Here is a 21,852-nt window from a genome sequence, read left to right as displayed (position 1 = left end):
TATATTTAAGAGTATCCCGGTGTCGACCAGACCAGCTATTGGCTGAGAAACTTCTCCAGAAACTGACGGGTACGCGCCTGTTGAGGATGCGCAAACAGCTCTTTTGCCGGTCCCTGCTCCACGATGCGCCCCTGATCCATAAAAATAGCGCGATCGGCCACGTCACGCGCAAAGCTCATCTCATGCGTGACGATGACCATAGTGCGTTTCTCTTCCGCCAGCGAGCGGATGGTATTGAGTACCTCGCCAACCAGTTCAGGATCGAGCGCAGAGGTTGGCTCATCAAACAGGATCACCTCAGGACGCATCGCCAGCGCGCGCGCAATCGCTACGCGCTGCTGCTGCCCGCCGGAAAGGCGACGCGGATAGCTTTGCTCTTTGCCGTGCAAACCCACCTTTTCCAGTAGCGCGCGGGCGCGGGCGATCGCTTCGGCTTTTGGTTCACCCTTAACGATGACCGGACCTTCAATAATATTTTCCAGCACCGAGCGATGCGGAAATAAATTAAAGCTCTGGAACACAAAGCCTACCTGCTGACGCAGCTGGCGTACGCGCTCTTTCTGTTTGCTGACCGGCAGTGCGGCATCGATTTCAATGCCGCCCACTTTAATGGTGCCGCTGTCGGGCACCTCCAGCAGATTAATGCTGCGCAGCAGCGTGGTTTTACCTGAGCCGCTGGGGCCGATAATCGCCACCACTTCCCCGGAGGCGACCTCAAGATCGATGCCGTGCAGCACCGTCTGTCCGTTAAACTGTTTTACCAGTTTGCTGACTTCAATGGCGCTCATTTGTCCTCCCGATCCTGACGGTTAACATAATCTTCCAGGCGGTTTTGCAGCGCCGACAGCACCGTTGCCATCACCCAGTAAATCAGCGACGCCGCCAAATACATGGTGAAAACCTCCAGCGTGCGTGAGGTGATCAGCTGCGCCTGGCGGAACAGCTCCGGCACCTGAATGGTGGCGGCCAGCGAGGTATCTTTCACCAGGCTGATAAAGCTGTTGCCCAGCGGCGGCAGAGCGGTACGCGCCGCCTGCGGCAGCACCACGCGACGCAGCGTTTGCCAACGCGTCATCCCGATGCTGGCCGCCGCTTCCCACTGGCCGCGCTCAATAGCGGCAATCGCGCCGCGCAGCGATTCAGAGGCGTAGGCGGCGGTATTTAACGACAGGCCAATCATCGCCGACGGAACAGGATCGAGCTCAATACCAAACTGCGGCAGACCGTAATAGATCATAAACAGCTGAGCAATCAGCGGCGTGCCGCGAAAGACAGAAACGTAAATGCGCGCCAGCCAGTTAATCGGCCAGAAGGAAGAGAGGCGCATCAGCGCAAGGATAAAGCCCAGCGCCAGGCCGAAGAACATGCCGCCGATGCTGAGCTGCAGCGTGAAGACCGCGCCCTTTAATAAAAAAGGTGCTGAATCCAGCACCAGTTGGATACTTTCTTGCATTATTTAGTAACGTCCGCGCCGAACCATTTTTGTGAAATCTTATTCAGCGTGCCATCTTTCTGCATGGCGGCAATCGCCTGGTTAATCGCGTTCAGCATATCTTCATTGCCTTTACGCAGCGCCACGCCCGCTTCCTGACGCGAGAATGCCGGGCCCGCTACCGCCATGGTATTACCGGTTTTCTTCACCAGGTCGAGGGCGGCCAGGCGGTCAACCAGAATCGCGTCAACGCGGCCAGAGCGCAGATCCTGATATTTAGTCGGATCGTCATCGTAGGTGCGAATATCCACATTCTTCACATTCTCACGCAGCCACTGCTCGTAGTTGGTGCCAAGGCCGACGCCGACTTTTTTGTTCGCCAGATCCTGCGCGCTGTTAATGGTGCCTTCTTTATCTTTACGGGTCAGCGCCTGGATACCGGAAACGGTATAGGGCGTGGAGAAGTCATATTTTTTCTTACGTTCGTCGGAAATGGTGACCTGGTTAATCACCACATCAATACGTTTGGAATCAAGCGACGCCAGCATGCCATCCCATTTGGTCGGCTTCAGGCTCGCCTTAACGCCGAGATGCTCAGCCAGCGCCTGGGCAAACTCCACTTCAAAGCCGGTCAGCTGGCCGTTTTCATCCTGGAAGCTAAACGGCGGATAGGTGCCTTCCAGACCCACCAGCAGACTGCCGCGCTCTTTAACCTTGTTCAGCAGGTTTTCCGCCGCGAATGTTTTTACGTTAACCCCGGCGACCAGCGCCACGGCCATCACGCCCAGTACCAGCTGACGACGTACCTGAGAAAAAATCATATTTACCCCGTTTATTGTTGAATTGTGTGCAAATCGCTTTTATTTAAAAAGCAAAGCCGAATAGTCCGGCCTTGTTACCAAAAAGCAAAGATCATTAAACAGAATGATTATATACCCTAAATAATTCAAGCTGCATCGCGGCGGCAACCGATTGGATCCCGATGAGCTTACACAAGTAAGTGATGCGGGTGAGCGAGATAGCCAACAAAGATACAGCTTGAAGTATGACGGGTATAAACCTTTTTCGTTTTTCGCGCTTAGACAGAAGGATAATAAGCAAATAACGCCGGTGCGCCGCCGGTATGCACAAACAGCAGCGGCCCTTCACGCTGGAAACGCTGCTGGCTAATCCCATCGATTAATCCCGCCATCGCTTTGCCGGTATAAACCGGATCGAGAATAATGCCTTCCAGCCGCGCCAGCAGCTTAACCGCTTCCATGCCCTCTTCATTGGGCGTGCCGTAGCGCGGAGCGAAATAGTCGTCCCAAAGCGTAATCGGCGCGCTGCAGCGGGTCTCCAGCAGGCTGGCGACCTGCTGCTGTAGTCCGCTGACCAGCGGCAGCTGATCGGCGACTTTACGTGACACTGTCACGCCAACCAGCTCCGTTTCCGGCAGTAAATATTCTAATCCTGTCGCCAGGCCTGCATGCGTGCCCGCACTGCCGGAGGCCACCACCACCGCGGCGAAATCTACCACCCCTTCGCTTTGATGAGCGATCTCCTGCGCGCACTCCACATAGCCCAGCGCGCCCAGCGCGTTTGAGCCGCCAACCGGCACTACATACGGGCGAAAGCCCTGCGCTTCCAGACGAATACGCAGCTCCTCCAGCTGCTGCGCGGGCGCATGCAGCGCATCCACCAGCTCAACTTCGCAACCCATCAAATCGAGCAGCATCCGGTTGCCGTTGCCGAGATAGTTTTCCGCCTGGGTTTGAATCGGATTTTCCAGCAGGGCGAAGCATTTCAGGCCCAGCTTTGCCGCTACCGCAGCGGTTTGACGTACGTGGTTTGACTGGATCGCCCCGGCGGTGATTAACACGTCCGCCCCTTCGCGCAGCGCATCCGCCGCCAGAAACTCCAGCTTGCGCAGCTTGTTTCCCCCCAGCGCCAGCGGCGTAATATCATCACGCTTGATAAAAATATCACGGCCAAGGTAGTCGGAAAGACGTGGCAAATGCTCCAGCGGCGTCGGGGCGCCAACCAGTTCAAGACGGGGGAATTGGATCAGATTAGACAGGGACAAGGCAGCCTCCACGCGCACAGAATTGTAGCTACAGTGTTGCAGAAGATCTGTCGGGGATCTACGGTCAGTGCGTGGGATAAAGCGCAGGCGCGCTTAGCTGCTGGAAAAATCAGCGCGACACGGATGAAATTCCACCCGTGCCGGGCGCTTAATTACGCTGCCAACCTAAAAACTGGTCATATTTGCGCAGTGCGATACGGTAATTATTATTGCCGGCATCCGGTAAATCTTTTTCCAGACATTCATGCCAGCTTCCGCCGCGTAATTTCTCTGCCGGGTAATTTTTCGCCGACAGCATGCCATCCAGGCGACGCAGACGAACCACATATTCGCGTATCGTGCTGTGGCTCATTTCCGTCTGCTCAAACAGGTATTGTTTAAACGCCATAATGTCAAAATAATTGGGGTGGGTATTGCAATAAATATCACTGCAAAACCGGCACAGAGCGGTCAGTTCGTTTTGTAATTTAAGCCAGACCTGATCGTCGATCGGCTGGTCCATCCGGGATATGGCTTCTTTATTAATGATCTGACCGCGAAAAACCAACGCCATCCTGTCGAGTACTTTTCCGCAGTGTGAACAATTACTTTGGCTGTGTTTAAAATCTTTAAGATAACGGCTTAATGGCCTCGTTTTTAGTTTGGTTCCCATGAGGAGACCCCCGATTATATGTCTCGAAAGCGAGAGCTGACGCTGTCAGCGCGCTCCCGTTAATCGGGCGCGCAGGCGTTTAATCGCCTGACTGTGCAGCTGGCTGACGCGGGATTCCCCCACCTCCAATACCGCGCCAATCTCTTTCAGGTTCAACTCTTCCTGGTAATACAGTGTCAGCACCATTTTTTCGCGCTCGGGCAAGGCCTCGATAGCTTCAATGACGCGTTCACGCAGGTTCCCTTCCATCAGCTGGTGCAGCGGATTGGCATCTTCATGTCCTTCCGTCACCAGTTCCGCACTATCGCCATGCTCTTCACGATATTCGTCATAGGAGAAAAGTTGGCTGTTGTTGGTATCCAGCAGGATCTGCCGATACTCTTCCAGCGAAACATTTAGCTGTCTGGCGACTTCCTGCTCGGATGCGGCACGCCCCAGCGCCTGTTCACACTGATGCATCGCGGACGCAACTTCGCGCGCGTTGCGTCGCACGCTGCGCGGCGCCCAGTCACGGCTGCGCAACTCATCCAGCATGGCTCCACGAATGCGCTGTACGGCATAGGTGGTAAAGGCGGTGCCCTGTAGCGCGTCATAGCGCTCCACGGCATTCAGCAGCCCGATACCTCCGGCCTGCAGCAAATCATCCAGCTCAACACTCGCGGGCAGCCGTACCTGCAGGCGCAGCGCCTCATGGCGCACCAGCGGTACATATCGCTGCCACAGCGAATGTTTGTCCATCACGCCATTAGCGGTATAGAGATCGTTCACTTTGACTACCCTGCGTTAGTTACGTTATCGGCATGATTATCCGATTCTGTAGGGCGATCGATTGGTGGAATAGGGATAAAAAAGGCGGGTTATTTAGAAAATGTGTGTAACCACTACCGATACGATACCGATGAGATCACACTTTTATTAAAAGAGACGGCCTTAGCTAATTATATAATGGACGCGCATAAACACGCCGGAAAAGCGCCATGAGTTAATCAGGGAAAAGAGGCGGGTTTGCCATTATTATCGGCAGGCTGTTACTTTTCTGTAGCGCCGCCCTAAAATCTTTCCCGCCCGTAGGTTATCCGTAATAAAGCCCCCGCTTTGCCCTCTTATTTGCGCCATTACTCGTCGGATCTGAGGCGTAATCTTTATCTCATTCCTGGGGACAGCTCCCTGCATATTGTTATATCGAGACTCTGTATGAAAGGTATCGTACTCGCTGGCGGCACGGGCTCCCGCCTACATCCGGTAACCTGCGGCGTATCCAAACAGCTGCTGCCGGTGTATGACAAGCCGATGATTTATTATCCGCTTTCTGTACTGATGCTGGCGGGCATTCAGGAGATCCTGGTGATCACCACGCCGGAAGATTTACCGGCCTTCCGGCGGCTGCTGGGCGATGGCAGTCGTTTCGGTATTCAGCTGCAGTTTGCCGTCCAGCCGAAACCCGAAGGGCTGGCGCAGGCGTTTATCATCGGTGAGGATTTTCTCGCCGGCGAAGGCTGCGCGTTGGTGCTGGGCGACAATATCTTCTTTGGGCAGAGCTTCGCTAAAAAGCTGGAAGAGGTGAGCGCGCGCGACAGCGGCGCGACGGTGTTCGGCTATCAGGTAATGGACCCGGAACGCTTTGGCGTGGTGGAGTTTAACCAACAGTTTCAGGCGATCTCGCTGGAAGAGAAACCGGCTCAGCCCAAATCCAACTATGCGGTGACCGGCCTCTATTTTTATGACCGGCAGGTCTGCGCGATGGCGAAGCAGGTGAAGCCCTCCGAGCGCGGCGAGCTGGAAATCACCACGCTTAATCAAATGTACCTGGAAGATGGCCTGCTGACGGTAGAAGTACTGGGGCGCGGCTTCGCCTGGCTGGATACCGGCACCCATGACAGCCTGCTTGAAGCGTCGCATTTTATTCACACCATTGAAAAACGTCAGGGCTTTAAAGTCGCCTGTCTGGAAGAGATTGCCTGGCGTAAAGGCTGGCTGAGCGCCGGCCAGCTGCACGAACGGGCAAACTATCTCAACAAAACCCAGTACGGATCCTATCTGCATCAGTTGCTGGTGGAAGCATGAAGGTAATCAATACGCGTATTTGCGATGTAAAAATTATTCAGCCCGCCGTCTATGGCGATGCGCGCGGCTTCTTTCTTGAAACCTTCGAGAAAAAACGCTACCAGCAGCTGCTGGATATTAAGCTGGAGTTTGTGCAGGACAACTATTCTCGTTCCGGCAAAAACGTCCTGCGCGGCCTGCATTTTCAAAAAACGCAGCCGCAGGGCAAGCTGGTGCGCGTGGTGCGCGGCGAAGTCTTTGACGTCGCCGTGGATATTCGTCCCGCGTCACCCACCTTTGGCCAGTGGGAAGGCGTTATCCTTTCGGAAGAAAATAAGAGGCAGCTCTGGATCCCGCCCGGTCTGGCGCACGGTTTTTTGGTGCTTTCTGACCTGGCGGATTTTGAATATAAGTGTACCGATTACTACAACCCACAGGATGAAGCCTGTCTGCTGTGGAATGACCCCTGTATAAATATTGACTGGCCGGTGAAAGATCCGCTGCTGTCGGAAAAAGATAAAAAAGGTTTGCCTCTTACGGAGTTGTTGCCATGCGCGTATTGTTAACCGGCGCTTACGGCCAGCTGGGCCGGAGCCTGCTGGATCGCTTTCCTGCCGACTGGGTGTTGCTGGCCTGCGGTTCAGCCGAGCTGGATATTACCAACCGGGCGGCGGTAGATCGCATTGTGCGCCGGTTTCGTCCCCAGGTGATTATGAATGCCGCCGCCTACACGGCGGTAGATAAGGCGGAGACCGATCGCATCCGCGCCATGAAAGTCAACGCCATCGGCCCGGAAAACCTGGCGCGCGCAGCGCGTGATACCGGCGCTCAGCTGATCCATATTTCTACCGATTATGTTTTTGACGGCATGAAACCGACGCCCTATGTCGAAAGCGACGCGCCCTGCCCGGTTAACTTTTATGGCTTAAGCAAATGGGAAGGCGAAAAACGTGTGCAGGCAATGCTGCCGCGCGCCATTATCGTGCGTACCTCATGGGTATTTAGCGAATATGGTAATAATTTTGTCAAAACCATGCTGCGCCTGGCGCAAACGCAGCAAACCATTCGCGTGGTGAACGATCAGCGCGGCTGTCCAACCTATGCGGGCGATCTGGCGCAGGCGATGATTACCTTAGCCGCCGATGCGAACGCGGCGGGGATTTATCATTACTGCGGTGATAAGGCGGTCAGTTGGTATGAATTCGCCCTGACGATATTCAGCGTCTTTAGCGACGAATATCCTGCGCTGCGCTCGGTTGAGGTCTGCCCCATCTCTGCGGCAAGCTGGAAACAACAGGCGTGCCGTCCGGTTAACTCGGTAATGGCAAGCGAAAGAACAGCGCATCAGGCTTCCTGCTGGGATAAAGCGCTGGAAACGGTACTGTCAGCCTGAAAGGCGGAGCAATAAAGACATTTCCCGCCGGATACCTCATAAAAGCCAGCAGTCATCGCTGCTGGCTTGCCCTTCACCCGCGCTTCCCGAAAAAAATCATCGTTAAAAATAGCTGACGCGCCGTTCCGCTATCGCCGCACATCAACTCTCGCTGCATAGACTATGATTGTTCTGTGTATTTAAGCTACTGCAGCTTGCGTCACCGAACAAAACCACATGCCGTCCATTAGTCGTTTCTGCGTTAAGCGAGGAAAATGAATGGAGTCAAAATCATTTCATAAAAGTTGGGGCGCCGAATATGAGGCCGCCGGTACCGTTCGTTTTCGTCTTTGGGCACCCGGCCAGCAGACGATAGCCCTGCGGATCAACGGCGCAGACCGCACGATGAATGCCGGCGACGACGGCTGGTTCGAACTGCTGACAACCGATGTCGCCCCTGGCGCGGAATATAATTTCGTCCTTGCCGATGGCATGGTGGTGCCGGACCCCGCTTCCCGCGCTCAAAAAACGGATGTTAACGGCCCTTCTCTGGTTATCGATCCCACCCGTTACGCCTGGCAAAACAGCGCATGGCAGGGCCGGGCGTGGGAAGAATCCGTGGTCTACGAGATGCATATCGGCACCTTTACGCCGCAGGGTACGTTCCAGGCCGCCATTGAACAGCTGCCGCGGCTGGCCGAACTCGGTATCACCATGATCGAAGTGCTGCCCGTTGCGCAATTCGGCGGCAACCGAGGCTGGGGTTATGACGGCGTGCTGCTTTACGCGCCGCACTCAGCGTATGGCACGCCGGAAGATTTTAAAGCTTTTGTCGATGCCGCCCATAGTCATGGGCTTTCGGTGGTGCTGGATATTGTCCTTAACCATTTCGGCCCGGAAGGCAACTATCTGCCGCTGCTGGCGCCAGCGTTCTTTCATCAGGAGCGGATGACGCCCTGGGGTGCCGCTATCGCCTATGACATTGATGCCGCCCGGCGTTACATCGTCGAGGCGCCGCTCTACTGGCTGAAAGAGTTCAACCTTGACGGCCTGCGCTTCGATGCCATCGATCAAATCGAAGATATTTCTGAAAAGCATGTGCTGATTGAGATTGCCGAGCGCATTCGCGCCGGGATTACCGACCGACCAGTCCATCTGACCACCGAAGACAGCCGCAACGTTATCTTTCTGCATCCGCGCGAACAGGATGGCTCCGTGCCGCTGTTCACCGGCGAATGGAATGATGATTTTCATAATGCCGTTCATGTGCTGGCTACCGGCGAGACGCACGCCTACTACCAGGATTTTGCCAGCGAGCCGGAAAAACGCGTGGCGCGGATACTGGCGGAAGGTTTCGCTTATCAGGGCGAAGTTTCTCCGCAGACGGGCAAGCCGCGCGGCGTTAAAAGCAGCAGCCAGCCGCCGGTTGCCTTCGTGGATTTTATCCAGAACCACGATCAGGTCGGCAACCGCGCTCAGGGCGAAAGGCTGATTGAGCTGGCCGGCGTTGAACGCACTAAAGTGATGTTCGCCACGCTGCTGCTCTCGCCGCATATTCCGCTGCTGTTTATGGGAGAAGAATATGGCGAGACCAACCCTTTCCTGTTTTTCACCGATTTTCATGGCGATCTCGCTAAAGCGGTGCGCGAAGGCCGCGCCAGGGAATTCGCGGGACACGCGGATCATGCAGATGAAAGCGTGCCCGATCCCAACGCCAAAACCACCTTTGCCGCCTCGAAGCTTGACTGGCGGAAGCTGGAAAGCGAGCCGGGTAAAGCGTGGCTGGCGCTGACCCGTGAACTGTTAGCGCTGCGCCAGCAGCATATCGTGCCGTTGCTGGCCTGCGCGGGCGGCAACGCGGGCAAAGTGCTTAAGACGGCAGCAGGCTTCGTTGCCGTGAGCTGGACTTTCCCGGCCGGTACGCTGTCGCTGGCGTTTAATATTGGCGCAGCCGCCCAGCCGCTTCCCGACCTGCCAGGTGAAACTCTCTTTGCCTGGCCGCAGGCGTCAGCGGAGCTGCCGCAGAACTCGATTATCGTCCGCCTTGCTTCAGGAGATGCAAAGTGAAGATCCCGACCGCTACCTATCGTATTCAGTTTCGCAACGGCATGACTTTCGATCGTGTCGCTGGTCTGGTGCCCTATCTGCAGCGGCTCGGCATCAGCCATCTGTATGCCTCGCCGATCTTTACCGCGCCATCTGACTCAACCCACGGCTACGACGTCACCGACGCTAACGAGATCGATCCCATTTCTGGCGGACGCGCAGGCTTCGACCGGATGGTCAGGGCCCTGCAGGAGGCCGGGCTGGGGCTGATTCTGGATATTGTGCCGAACCATATGGCCGCCTCGCTGGAAAATGCGTGGTGGCGCGATGTTATTGAGCACGGCGCAAACAGCCGCTACGCCCGCCATTTCGACATTAACTGGTCGCGCCGCCTGACGCTGCCCTTCCTGGGGGATACCTTTGAAGCCGCCCTGGAAAACGGCGAGATAAGCGTCAGGGCCGATCCGAAAACCGGTAAACCTGCGTTAGCCTACTATGAAAGCTTTTATCCGCTGGCCCCGGAAACCTGGCAGGGCCGCGAAGAAGAGGTGCTGCGGCTTACCGATAAGGCGGAGATCGCCAAACTGCATGAACGTCAGCCCTGGCGCCTTATGTCGTGGCGCGATGCGCCGCACGATCTCTCCTATCGTCGCTTCTTTGAGATCACCGGGCTGGTAGGCGTCCGCGTTGAAGACCCCGCCGTTTTTGATGATACGCACCGGCTCATTCTTGAACTGGTTCATTCCGGCGCGGTTGACGGGCTGCGGGTAGACCACGTGGACGGGCTGGCCGATCCGAAAGCCTATCTTGAGCGTTTGCGCCAGCAGGCGGGGCCGGATTGCTATATTACGGTTGAAAAAATTCTCGGCAAAGATGAGCAGATCCCGGCGGACTGGCCGATTTCCGGCACCACCGGCTATGAGTTTATCGAATCGCTCTCCGATGTGCTGGTGGACGGCGAGAATATCCGCCTGCTGCGTAAAGCCTATGATGACGTGACGGGTAAGCCGGTCAATATGGCTGCCGAGCTGCGCGCGGCCAAGCTGCTGATGACGGACAGAAACTTTGCCGGAGAATTCTCTACCCTGCTGCATCTGGCGATGGGCATCGCCAGCACCGATAACGTGGCGCTGGAAGAGCAGGCCGTGCGCGCGGCCCTGCGCGAGCTGTTGATCGCTTTTCCAGTCTATCGCACCTACGGTACAGCAGCAGGACTGCCTGCACAAAGCAGCGAGATGCTACAACGGGTGGCGGAAAAAGTGAGAACCAGCGCCAACGCGCCCGCGCCTGAGGCGCTTGATTTTCTGACCCGTATTTTGAGCGGCGAAATATCGCCGGAGGCTGGCGATAAAGCGACCGCTTTCCGCATCCGCTTCCAGCAGCTAACGGGCCCGCTGATGGCGAAATCGGTCGAAGATACGCTGTTTTTCCGGCAAAACATGGAGCTGGCGCTGAACGAAGTGGGAGCGGAGCCAATCCCGCGCGCCTTCTCGCTCGATCGCTTCCACAGCGAGATGAAAACGCGGCTGGAACGGCAGCCCGATGCGCTTTCCGGCACCTCAACCCACGATACCAAACGCGGCGAAGATGCCCGCGCCCGGCTGTATACGCTTACCGAAGCGCCGGAGCGCTGGGCCGAATGCGTTGCCCGCTGGCGACAGATGAACCGCGCTAACGTCAGCGTGCTGGAAGATGGCCCGGCTCCCAAACCGGCCGTCGAATGGATGCTTTATCAGGCGCTGGCCGGCGTCTGGCCGCCGACGCTGCATCCGCAGGATGAGGCGGGACTGCAGGCGCTGGAAGAGCGCTTCCTTCCTTTTGTCGAAAAGGCGCTGCGGGAAGCGAAGCTGCGCACCGACTGGGCCGACAGCAACGATGCCTATGAAAAGGCGGTGCTCGACTATGTGCGTCACCTGCTCACACCGGCTAATCAGGCTTTTCTGCAGGACTTTAGCGACGCGCTGCAGCCGTTTATTCGCGCCGGTCTGGTCAACAGCCTCACCCAAACCATCATCAAGCTGACCGCGCCGGGCGTGCCGGATATATATCAGGGCAGCGAAGCGCTGAACTTCAGCCTTGTTGATCCCGATAACCGCCGCGAGCCCGATTTCGTCGCGCTCGACGCGATGCTGCATGGACACGAAACGCCGGAGTCCGCAACGGAAGAAAGCTGGCTAAGCGGTCGGCTAAAGCAGCATGTTATTGCGCGACTGCTGCATATGCGTCAGCAGAACCCCACGCTGTTTCGCCAGGGCGATTATCTGCCGCTCGCCGCCAGCGGCCAGCGGGCAGAGAACGTCATCGCTTTCGCACGGGTGGCAGGCGACGACGCGCTGATCGTTATCGCTCCGCGCCTGGTTTTTAGCGCGCTTGATGGCAGCCTGGCCCAGCCGCAGCCGCAGCGCTGGCTGGAAACGGAAATCGCCCTGGCAGAGCGGCTCGCCAACCGCCGTTACCGTGACATACTTAGTGGAGAAATTATCTCGCTAACCGACCGCTACAGCCTGGAGTCGGTGGCCTGCAGCTCGTCTGTCATACTGGTAAGTGCATGATTTTAGCTAAATAAAAACGTTATAAATTGCTGTTGTGCTTAAAAGTTATCTTTCAATGGAGAGAGATGTATGTCAAACGGTAAGCCTTTTGAAATCACGGCGGGATCCAGCCATCTTCTTGGCGCCAACTACGATGGCGACGGCGTCAACTTCGCCATCTTCTCCGCGCATGCCGAGCGCGTCGAGCTGTGCCTTTACGATCCGAGCGGCCAGACAGAAATTGCCCGGCTGGATCTGCCGGAATATACCCATGAAATTTGGCATGGCTATGTACCAGGCCTGAAGCCGGGCGCGCTCTACGGTTATCGCGTCCACGGCCCTTACGACCCGGAAAACGGTCACCGCTTTAACCCCAATAAACTGTTAATCGATCCTTATGCGCGGGAGCTGGCTGGCAATATAGAGTGGAATGAAGCGCATTTCGCTTACGATCTGCTGCACGAAGATAAGGATCTGACCTTCGATACGCGCGACAGCGGGCCGTTTACGCCGAAGTGCCGGGTGATCGATCCGGGTGAATTTGACTGGCAGGATAATAATCGGCCCACGGTTTCCTGGCCCAATACCGTGATTTATGAGACCCACGTAAAGGGTTTTACGCAGCTTAATTCCGCCCTGCCCGACGAACTGCGCGGCACCTTCGAAGGGATGGGCCACAAGGCCTCCGTTGATTATATTAAAAGCCTCGGCATTACGTCGGTGGAGCTGCTGCCGGTTCACTGGTTCCCGGACGATCAGCATCTGCTCGATAAGGATCTGAAAAATTTCTGGGGTTACAATTCGTTAGCCTTCTTCGCACCCGCCTCGCGCTACTATGGCCCGCAAGGTATTCAGGGGTTCCGCGATATGGTGCGTGCCTTCCACGATGCCGGGATCGAGGTGATTCTGGACGTGGTGTACAACCATACGGCAGAAGGTAACGAGCTGGGCCCGACCCTCTCTTTCAAGGGTATTGATAATTTTTCCTATTACCGTACCCTGCCCGATCAGCACCGCTATTACATCAACGATACCGGCACCGGCAATACCGTTAATACCTCGCATCCTCGTGTGCTGCAGCTGGTGATGGACTCGCTGCGCTACTGGGCGGAAACGATGCATATTGACGGCTTTCGCTTCGATCTTGGCACCATTCTTGGCCGCGAGCCGGAAGGCTTTGATCAGCGCGGCGGCTTTTTCGATGCGGTAATGCAGGATCCGGTATTGTCTAAGCTGAAGCTGATTGGCGAACCCTGGGATATTGGTCCGGGCGGCTATCAGGTCGGCGGTTTCCCGCCTGGCTGGGCCGAGTGGAACGACAAATACCGCGATACGGTGCGCGAATACTGGAAAGGTGACAACGTCTCGACCGATTTCGCTGCCCGCCTGCTCGGCTCCGGCGATCTTTACGATCTTCGGGGGCGTCGTCCCTGGGCCAGCGTCAACTTTATTACCGCCCATGACGGCTTTACGCTGAACGATTTGGTTTCGTACAACGAGAAGCACAACGACGACAACGGCGAGGATAATAACGACGGTCATAACGATAACCGCTCTTATAACTACGGTGTCGAAGGGCCGACCGACGACGCGGGCATCAATGCGGTGCGCGAACGCCAGAAGCGCAATTTCCTTGCCACCCTGTTCTTTTCTCACGGCACGCCGATGCTGTTGGCCGGCGACGAGTTTGGCCGCAGCCAGATGGGCAACAATAATGGCTACTGTCAGGACAGCGAGATCTCCTGGGTTCACTGGGACAATCTACCGGCAAGCGCTGACGCGCTGCGTGAGTTTACCCGCCATATTATCGCGCTGCGTGCGAAGCAGCCGCTGCTGCGCCGCGAGAGCTGGCGCGACGGCATGGATATTAAGTGGTTTAACGCTGGCGGCGGCTTCCAGCAGCCTGAACAGTGGGATGAAGGATCGACGCTGGGCGTCTATATCGGCCGCCCGGATCTGCAGCAGGAAGAAGGCATCTGGCACGATGTCCTGATTTTGCTCAACCCGTTTGAAGGCCATGTGCCGTTCCGTATTCCCCAGTTCGGCGAAGGCGGTTGGGTGCTTGAGCTCTCTACTTCCGATACCGACCGGCGCGGCCTGGTGATTACGCGTGAAAGAGATTTTGAACTGGAAGGCCGCAGCATTGTGCTGTTCAGAAGGCCGTAAGGGTGCTGGCGATAAAACGAGCAAATGGCGGTTTAACCCGCCATTTGTAAATGTTTTTTTCGCTCGAATTTCATTAATAAACAATAAAATGCATAAGCCCACCGTGATGTAGATAAAACTTGGCCATTCCTTTGCAATAATACTTTATCAAGTCGCGTGTTTATTTATGATGCGCAATATCAGATGGTCAAAAAGTTATACCTTTGCTCTGCTATGAAAAATTAAAAGAAAAGCATTAATAGATTAGTCTTTCCTTTCCATAATAAACAAAGGACGGTTTAAAAACTCACCCAGCGTATCCTCTCTGCATCGGTTATTATCATCCAATTCGCGATATTCTATTCTACCCATGCTATTTTTTACAGCAATGCCAATGGCTTTTATTTCCCAGCACTGCTGCGTAACTTGGCTTACAAAGTCAATGACTTCGTCCTTTAAGCCTTTTGCAAATAAAGGTAATTTTTTATCGCCACGCCAGTTAAAGCCTAACTGAAAAACCAGAGTTTGCGCTATTGTTGCCATATTATTTATTTGTTGGGCAATCAGCTTTTTAGCGTTATCACAGGTTGTATTTTTATCGCCGTAATCATCACCAACGTGATGTAGCACGTTCAGGAGAAAAGCCACGTCATAACGCATTTTATCTACACTAAAATCATAATACTCTGCCTTCACTATTAATTTTTCCTGCACATCGGTCAAGATGGCAGCTTTTTCAACAAATTCCGCATGATATTTATAACCCTCGTAACAGGTAACCTGCTGAGCCCCCTCTTCCAGAGAGGAAAAAGCAAAATAACCCAAGTTACAACCAATATCGATAACGCTCGCATCGTTTAATGAAACAAACTTTTTAATATAGTCGAAGCGTTCTTCTTCATAGCGAACTGCCGTCTGGATACGCGGATCGCGAATTACATTAAGCACGCTACGGGCAATTTTTTGATAAACCGTATGTTTTCCCGCCTGATGCTCAACATTCAGGTAGGCTTCTAGTTCGTACATTAAATTATTTTTTTGTGAAGACATGACGGCACCAGCCTGTAATTAATTGGACAATATTAGTAAAAACCTGCTTCAGTTCAGTACGATAAACTGCCAGGCTGTCGAAATGGAAATGGATATCGTTAAATGTATTTTTAAAATACCCCATAAAATCAAAAATTTGATTCCATAGCACTTGGGTTTTTCCGCTTTCGTCAACGTCAACAATAAGCCATTTAACCAGAGATAACCTTTCCTGATAGAGGCTTCCTTAATTGAAGGCCGATCAGTGATTAATAAATCAGGCGTCAGACCTTGTTTGATAGCTAATTCATAAGGTCCCCATAGACGAGGATTAGCTTCGATAATGACAGTAGAATCATTATTTTTAATCACTTCAACCATAATAAACCCACGGAATTTAAGTGTTTCTAACATATTTATTAACTTTATTTCAAATTTTTTATCAGGACAGCCACACGCTTCGGCATAAATTATTGATTTTCCACCGCTTTGCTGTAACAGATTTTTTTGATAAGCCACTACCGGTTGGCCATTATCGGGAAAAAACATCAGATAATAAAAACTTTGTCCGCTAATATATTGCTGAAAAAAAAAGTCGTCTTTTACTTCACTGACAATAAACCGGTTATAATCCTGAGGCGTAAAGATCAGATATGGATATATCTTGTTGCCATGAACGGAAGAAAATTCCTGTTTCGGCTTTGCTACAAAAGGGAACGAGGCGTTGTTCGGATCAGCAATAATTCCCGGCGTAGCTATACCATTACTGGCAGCACAGGCCTGGAAACTAAACTTATCAGAGATCAGCATATATAACGCTTCGTCCACCAGACCGACATCAAGCCCTGCCTGTTCGAACTGCTTTCGATATGCCAGCAGGATACGGTTAATGGATTCTGCTGTCGGCAGATAAATCAATCGTTCGCCAGGATAGCAGTGTTTTAATACAGCGATATGACGCAATAAATCTGACACATCCAGCGTCGCGCAGCTACGCGTGCAGGCGATATTTTTTTTAAAAGATGTCAGCTTGATTTTATCTGCATCAGGACGTGCAATAATCGAGAACATCTGTTTATGCCGGGTAAAATAACGGCATGCTGCGATAATTGCCCGTTCGTTAGCTCCCGAAAAAATAACAAAACGATCCATCAGGCTACTCTTATTTGTATAAAACTAGTAATAATCCCTACAACCTCAGCGAGTTGCTCTTCTGTTAATCCGGGGTAAATGGGCAGGCAGAGTACTGAACGCGATGTATTCCAGGCATTTGGCATAGTTTCGATAATATTGTCTGCCTCGTTAAAATACATAGGAAACTCGGGAATAAGCGGGTAAAAATAACGCCGTACAAATATATTCTTTTCACGGAAGCAAGCATAAAGTTCATCTCTGCTGACAGGGAATATCTGTTCATTAATGAAAATTGGACAATACGAGTAATTCCAGTCCACAGTGTCGGGAATAGTTAAAAGAGAGACCCCCGGAATACCTATTAGCTCAGCCACGTAACGTTGATAAATCTTCTTTCTTTCTTCAATTGCCGCATCAAGATGTTTTATCTGTAACAGACCAAATGCCGCCTGGAATTCATTCATTTTTCCATTAATTCCGGGCGCAACAACGGTTACCTCATCAGCGAAGCCGAAGTTTTTCAGATAGTCTATCCTTTTTTTAGTTTCCGAATCCGGACAGATAATTGCTCCGCCTTCAAAAGTATTAAAAACTTTTGTCGCATGAAAACTTAATATTGACAGGTCGCCATACTGCAGTATGCTCTCTCCGTGGTTACGGACAGCGAAGCAGTGCGCCGCATCATAAATAACTTTGAGATTATGCTTATCTGCTACTTTTTTAATATTATTATAATCACAGGGTATACCATAGCAGTGGACCGGTAAAATCGCCGATGTTTCAGCAGTAATTGCACGTTCAATTAACTCAGGGTTGAGATTTCCTGTTGCAGGATCGATATCAATAAAAATCGGCTTGATATTATTCCATAACAGAGAATGCGACGTCGCGACAAAGGAATAAGGTGTAGTGATCACTTCGCCTTTGATATCCAGTGCCTGTAAGGCCGTCATTAAGGCAAGCGTTCCGTTGGCAAACAGGCTCAAATATTTTACACCAAGGTAATCGGCTAGTTCTTTTTCCAGACGTTCATGAAAGGGGCCACCATTAGTTAACCGGCGGCTCTGCCAGATATTTTCAAGGTAGGGTATAAACTCTTCTAACGGAGGAAGTAAAGGACTGGTCACTAACGTTTGATTATTTTTCATTTTGCATCTTACCCTACTTTAAGCCTGAGCTATTCAACCCAGTTTACTTAGCATTCGCTAAGTCAATCACTCCAGAAAGCAGATAATAGCTATTTTATTCTGGCTATTGCTTCTCTGTATCCGCAGCTACAACAAGTGTAGCTGCGGCGGTACTAGCTCGTACAACGTGACAGACTATCTGTCAGCCGCATCGTGAATTGCGGTTAAACGTTAACCAGGTATCCAGGCCTTTGACCAACGGGCAAGGTTGTCACCATTTAACATCCAGTCTTGTCGCAAAACCTGCCTTAGTTCTTGCCCCATCCGGGCACTGGCATCAGGATCGTTAAGATGCATTCTAATGGCGTCACGCCAATCCTTAAATCTGTTGCGTACGCGGGTGACTGGCAAACTTCCGCGATAACAGGGCATATCGCTACAAATTACCGGTATGCCACAGGCACCATACTCCAGTAGGCGCAGATTGCTCTTACAGGCGTTAAAAAGATTATCTTCAACGGGTGCCAATGCCAGATCCAGGTTAAGAGAAGCCAGTTTCGCTGGATAAGCTTCTATATCTACCCCTGTATGGAATTCATGTACGTAAGGGCGCAGCTTCGCTGGACACATACCAAAGAAAACCCACTCAACATCATTAGCGAATTCTTTAATCACATCCGCGATCATTTCCAGATCGCCCGTATGGCTGGATCCGCCAGCCCAACCGACGCGCGGCTTCTTGCCTTGATTACGCAAGCTTTGCAAGTTGCCCCACCAGTCTTCAGAGAGGCGGTTTGGCATCACCACAATGTCATGATGATAATTAGTGAAGACCTCTGCCAACGGTTCTGTAGAAACCACAAAGCGATCCATAAAACTTAGGCTACGACGGATCATTTTTAAAACGTCATTACCGAACTGCGACCGATGGTGATTTTTCAACGGGATATTAGGCAAATAGTCATCAAGTTCATAGACCTTAAATGATTTGTTAAATTTGCTTATTTTATGCATCCACTCATGAAATTCAGGACCGATACGGCGCTGGATGATCATTGAGTCTGGCTTATAACGTTCCAACTCGGGAAGGCCCAGCATATTTGCCGAAAGTTTACCGTCAACCAGCCCCGCTTTTTGCATCGCTTCAAAAGGCTTAATAATACGGTAGTAGCCACAGCCAGCCATATCCGCCATATGCGGCATCACTACCGGTAACGGATGCCAGGAAAGCGGCCGCCAGCTTAATTGACTATCGGCCCCAATATTAAAATTTATATTTGATAAAGTAAGGTTAACGTTATAAGCCGGATCCTGGCTGATTATCGGTAGCCAACGTTCAAACATAACGGCTTCGCTCTGCTCACGTAATGCTTTATTATTTTCCAGCGCGCAATCCTGCGCTTCGTTTTTGGCTGGCTGACGCAGCCCACGAACATAAGGGGTCCACACTGTTAACAGGCCCAGTTGACGCACCCGTAAACAAAAATCTATATCATCAAAATGTTCTAAATCGGTATCAAACCCGCCCACGGCACTAAAGATTTCTTTACGCACCAGCATAAAATCACCGGAAACTGCGGAGTAGTTTTGATCCGCCTGCAGGCGACTCATGTGGCCAGTCAGTTTGTCATCCATGCCATAAAAGGGCTCGCTGGCAACGCCGTTGATTCCAAGAATATAGCCTGCGTGTCGAATTAAATTATTGGCATGAATTTGCTTAGCGCCGACAATTCCCACTTCAGGACGTAGCGCATGGTTCAGCATATTATTAAGCCAGTCAGGGTTTATCACAGCAATATCGCCATGTAAAAATAGCAAATAATCCCCTTGCGCATTATCTGCGGCTACGTTAATCATTGCTGCCCGCTGCCAAGCCCCTGAAAATTTAACGACTTTAATCCGTTGCGGATCGATCTCTTTAACGTTGTCTAACCAATTCTTTCTGCCAGAATCTGCAGTATCATCGGCGACGATTAACAATTCATAGTTTAAGTACGTTGTTTTCTCTAACAGAGAGGTAATACAAGCGATTAGATTAATTAATTCACGTGCCAGCACAACGATAGTTACCAGCGGCGTTTCTGCATGCTGGTATTTTATCCGATACGGGCCATGAGCAGTGGCATCAACCTCCCCATTGGTATAACCACGGCGGGATAAATGCGCTTTGAGTACTTGTAATTCTTCTGCGTTCCCCGTTAAAGCATGGACGTTAGCGACCAAAGGCTCCGGTAAATGGCCAATGGAGGAAAAACCCTGATTCTCAATCAGACGAACCAGTGCTTCAAACTCAAAGGCAACGCTGTAAGAAGGATTAAATCCTCCGGTCTGGACCAGCCATTCACGTCGCAACAGCCAGTGATGGGCCATTTGTGCCGGGTAGCTTAAAAACAGATCCAGGTTAAAATCTGGGCGGAAAGAGGCACCAATAAATTTCCCGTTGAGCGGGTAAATCTCATCCGCAAAAATAGCGTGGCAGCCTGTTGCATTGCTCAGTCCGGTAGCTAATGCAGCAATACCTGAAGGGAGTAGTTCACAGCCGCTGTCAACTAACAATATCCAATCGCTTTGCAGCTCTGCCATCCTTTCATTCAGCACAGCGATGCCTTGTGATTGATTTATAGAAATTTGCTCTATATCGACCGGAATAAAATCAGCTTTTACGTCGACCAAAGCAATAATTTGCCAACTCAATCCCGCAACTTTTATCGGCAAACTTTGCCATGTTTTACGCCAGCTCGCTTCATCACTGGTGCGGACATCAATAAAGAGCGTGCAAAGAGTGCTTTTACCGTGACCTGAAAACCAGTCTTCAATCAGTTTATCCTGAACAGGCAGCATGCAGCGTTGCGCAAACCATTCTTTAAAATGACTGTCGGTCAAGCCATTATTCAGTTCACTGGCAATATCTTGCTCAGTGAAGCTGGTTGGCGCGACCAGAGGAGCAACTCGCATATGTCCCGGTTTGAGTACGTCGTTATACCAGCCCAACTGTCTAACAAATTCTGGATATTTTCGATGAGTTACGCAGGCCACAGAGTCATCATCACGCGCCTGCTGGCTTACCTGGGTACGAGAAATACGGAACTGGGAAAGCGACTGACAAAGGTAAGCAAGGTGTCCATGACGAAGCACTTTCGTATAGAGAGCAAGATCGCCCAGGAAAGGCATATCCTCTCCGATAAGGGCCGGCAATTTCTCACCTGTAGCAAGCAAATCATGCAAAACAGCAGTGCGTATCAGAACAGTACTGGGCTCGCCAACAAAGTTAATAATCTGATCGGCCTGAAATCTTGCTAAATCTGGTCCATATAATACGCTGTCTTGACTCACGGGCGGAACAGTCGCTAAAAAGTCAGGGCGATGCTTTCCTGCTGCATCAATCAGATCACGACGTGAAGTCGCCATAATAATGTCTGGATGCCGATTGATGGCTTCAACCAACGCGCTAATGCAGTTTGGTTTCAGTAAGTCATCGTCATAAAGAAATTTAATGAACTCGCCGCGCGCTTGCTCAAGTGAGGTGGTGATATTATTCATTTCACCCTGGGCAGGCGTGTTGCGACGATAAAAGATCGGAAAGGAAGACTGAGTCCTGAGTTTATCTACGATACGCTCGATTTCATTTAAAGGGCTGTCGTCGCCAATAATGATTTCGCAGTGGGGATAATCTTGCTCAATAGCGCTGCGAAGAGCGACTTCGAACCAGGTACTTTTATAAGCCGGAATAATAATACTAACAACAACCTGCCCAGCCATGCTGATGCTCCTCTTTTGCACGCTGCTGATGACACATCAGCCATATTTTATTTACTGCTTTACTTTATCCGCTCCTTCTAAAAGCAATCGCGGTAATATCATGCAAAAAAAGGCTCAATCCTGCTTTTTAGCAAAAAAAAAACGCCCTCGCAAGGAGGGCGTTTTTGTGCGTAAGCGGTAAACGATTAACGCAGCAGGGACAGCATGGTCTGCGGAACCTGGTTAGCCTGAGCCAGTACGGAGCTGCCAGCCTGCTGCAGGATCTGCGCGCGGGACATGTTGGACACTTCCGTCGCGTAATCAGAATCCTGAATACGGCTGCGGGCTGCAGACAGGTTGTTCACCGTGTTGTTCAGGTTGGTGATGGTGGACTCAAAACGGTTCTGAGATGCACCCAGCAGGCTGCGCTGGTTGTCAACAGATTTGATCGCCGCATCGATATCTGCCAGCGGCGTAGAGCCTGAAGCAGCGCCGCTTGCGCCGCCGGTCACTTTACCTTTCAGTACGTCAAAACCTA

At 52.1% G+C, this 21,852-nt stretch carries 17 protein-coding genes; 6 read left to right on the top strand and 11 right to left on the bottom strand.

What is annotated here, in order from left to right:
- Positions 1 to 35: 35 nt before the first annotated feature.
- From tcyN to COO59_RS18505, 6 genes are all read right to left on the bottom strand, one after another.
- A complete protein-coding gene (tcyN, locus tag COO59_RS18530) occupies positions 36 to 788 on the bottom strand; it encodes an L-cystine ABC transporter ATP-binding protein TcyN (RefSeq protein WP_103061201.1) in 753 nt (250 codons plus the stop codon).
- Positions 785 to 1,453, bottom strand: coding sequence for a cystine ABC transporter permease (gene tcyL / locus COO59_RS18525; protein WP_103061200.1), 669 nt, complete (start codon positions 1,451 to 1,453; stop codon positions 785 to 787). The genes tcyN and tcyL overlap by 4 nt, the downstream gene beginning before the upstream one ends.
- Entirely contained in the window at positions 1,453 to 2,253 is an 801-nt protein-coding gene (gene tcyJ, locus COO59_RS18520) for a cystine ABC transporter substrate-binding protein (RefSeq protein ID WP_103061199.1), read from the bottom strand. Before tcyJ ends, tcyL begins: the two co-directional genes overlap by 1 nt.
- Before the next feature lie 257 nt (positions 2,254 to 2,510).
- Complete coding sequence (locus COO59_RS18515) at positions 2,511 to 3,497, bottom strand: D-cysteine desulfhydrase (RefSeq protein ID WP_103061198.1); 987 nt, start codon at positions 3,495 to 3,497, stop codon at positions 2,511 to 2,513.
- Positions 3,498 to 3,645: 148 nt separating this feature from the next.
- Positions 3,646 to 4,149: a flagella biosynthesis regulatory protein FliZ gene (fliZ, locus tag COO59_RS18510; protein WP_103061197.1), complete on the bottom strand. Its 504-nt coding sequence runs from the start codon at positions 4,147 to 4,149 to the stop codon at positions 3,646 to 3,648.
- Between the two features lie 45 nt (positions 4,150 to 4,194).
- Positions 4,195 to 4,917, bottom strand: a complete 723-nt coding sequence (locus COO59_RS18505; RefSeq protein ID WP_103061196.1) for an RNA polymerase sigma factor FliA — start codon at positions 4,915 to 4,917, stop codon at positions 4,195 to 4,197.
- Between the two features lie 426 nt (positions 4,918 to 5,343).
- Between COO59_RS18505 and rfbA the strand changes: the two genes are divergently transcribed.
- The 6 genes from rfbA (at position 5,344) to glgX (ending at position 14,307) form a co-directional block, all read left to right on the top strand.
- Entirely contained in the window at positions 5,344 to 6,213 is an 870-nt protein-coding gene (gene rfbA / locus COO59_RS18500; protein ID WP_103061195.1) for a glucose-1-phosphate thymidylyltransferase RfbA, read from the top strand.
- Positions 6,210 to 6,758 carry a dTDP-4-dehydrorhamnose 3,5-epimerase gene (gene rfbC, locus COO59_RS18495; protein ID WP_103061194.1) on the top strand — a complete coding sequence of 183 codons (549 nt, stop codon included), beginning with the start codon at positions 6,210 to 6,212 and terminating at the stop codon, positions 6,756 to 6,758. The genes rfbA and rfbC overlap by 4 nt, the downstream gene beginning before the upstream one ends.
- Positions 6,743 to 7,585 (top strand): dTDP-4-dehydrorhamnose reductase, encoded by an 843-nt coding sequence (rfbD, locus tag COO59_RS18490; protein WP_103061193.1) that lies wholly within the window; start codon positions 6,743 to 6,745, stop codon positions 7,583 to 7,585. The genes rfbC and rfbD overlap by 16 nt, the downstream gene beginning before the upstream one ends.
- Before the next feature lie 258 nt (positions 7,586 to 7,843).
- Positions 7,844 to 9,631, top strand: a complete 1,788-nt coding sequence (gene treZ / locus COO59_RS18485) for a malto-oligosyltrehalose trehalohydrolase (RefSeq protein ID WP_103061192.1) — start codon at positions 7,844 to 7,846, stop codon at positions 9,629 to 9,631.
- Positions 9,628 to 12,162 (top strand): malto-oligosyltrehalose synthase, encoded by a 2,535-nt coding sequence (treY, locus tag COO59_RS18480; RefSeq protein WP_103061191.1) that lies wholly within the window; start codon positions 9,628 to 9,630, stop codon positions 12,160 to 12,162. The genes treZ and treY overlap by 4 nt, the downstream gene beginning before the upstream one ends.
- A 69-nt stretch (positions 12,163 to 12,231) precedes the next feature.
- Positions 12,232 to 14,307, top strand: coding sequence for a glycogen debranching protein GlgX (glgX, locus tag COO59_RS18475; RefSeq protein ID WP_103061190.1), 2,076 nt, complete (start codon positions 12,232 to 12,234; stop codon positions 14,305 to 14,307).
- A 243-nt stretch (positions 14,308 to 14,550) separates the two neighbouring features.
- Here glgX and COO59_RS18470 read toward each other — a convergent pair whose 3' ends face one another.
- From COO59_RS18470 to COO59_RS18445, 5 genes are all read right to left on the bottom strand, one after another.
- Positions 14,551 to 15,336 carry a class I SAM-dependent methyltransferase gene (locus COO59_RS18470; RefSeq protein WP_103061189.1) on the bottom strand — a complete coding sequence of 262 codons (786 nt, stop codon included), beginning with the start codon at positions 15,334 to 15,336 and terminating at the stop codon, positions 14,551 to 14,553.
- A gap of 48 nt (positions 15,337 to 15,384) precedes the next feature.
- A complete protein-coding gene (locus COO59_RS18465; RefSeq protein WP_103061188.1) occupies positions 15,385 to 16,467 on the bottom strand; it encodes an ATP-grasp domain-containing protein in 1,083 nt (360 codons plus the stop codon).
- The gene (locus COO59_RS18460) at positions 16,467 to 17,597 is read right to left on the bottom strand and encodes a DegT/DnrJ/EryC1/StrS family aminotransferase (protein WP_103061187.1); all 1,131 of its coding nucleotides are present in this window, start codon (positions 17,595 to 17,597) and stop codon (positions 16,467 to 16,469) included. Before COO59_RS18460 ends, COO59_RS18465 begins: the two co-directional genes overlap by 1 nt.
- A gap of 210 nt (positions 17,598 to 17,807) precedes the next feature.
- Positions 17,808 to 21,335 carry a glycosyltransferase gene (locus COO59_RS18455; RefSeq protein ID WP_103061186.1) on the bottom strand — a complete coding sequence of 1,176 codons (3,528 nt, stop codon included), beginning with the start codon at positions 21,333 to 21,335 and terminating at the stop codon, positions 17,808 to 17,810.
- A gap of 185 nt (positions 21,336 to 21,520) precedes the next feature.
- Positions 21,521 to 21,852, bottom strand: a 332-nt coding sequence (locus tag COO59_RS18445; RefSeq protein ID WP_276308280.1) for a flagellin, incomplete at its 5' end; no start/stop codon positions are given.

The organism is Mixta theicola, assembly GCF_002895925.1.
In the GTDB taxonomy this organism is placed as follows: Bacteria; Pseudomonadota; Gammaproteobacteria; order Enterobacterales; family Enterobacteriaceae; genus Mixta; species Mixta theicola.
The sequence above is the reverse complement of the archived record's forward strand: the minus strand, read 5'-3'. Positions and strand labels throughout refer to the sequence as shown.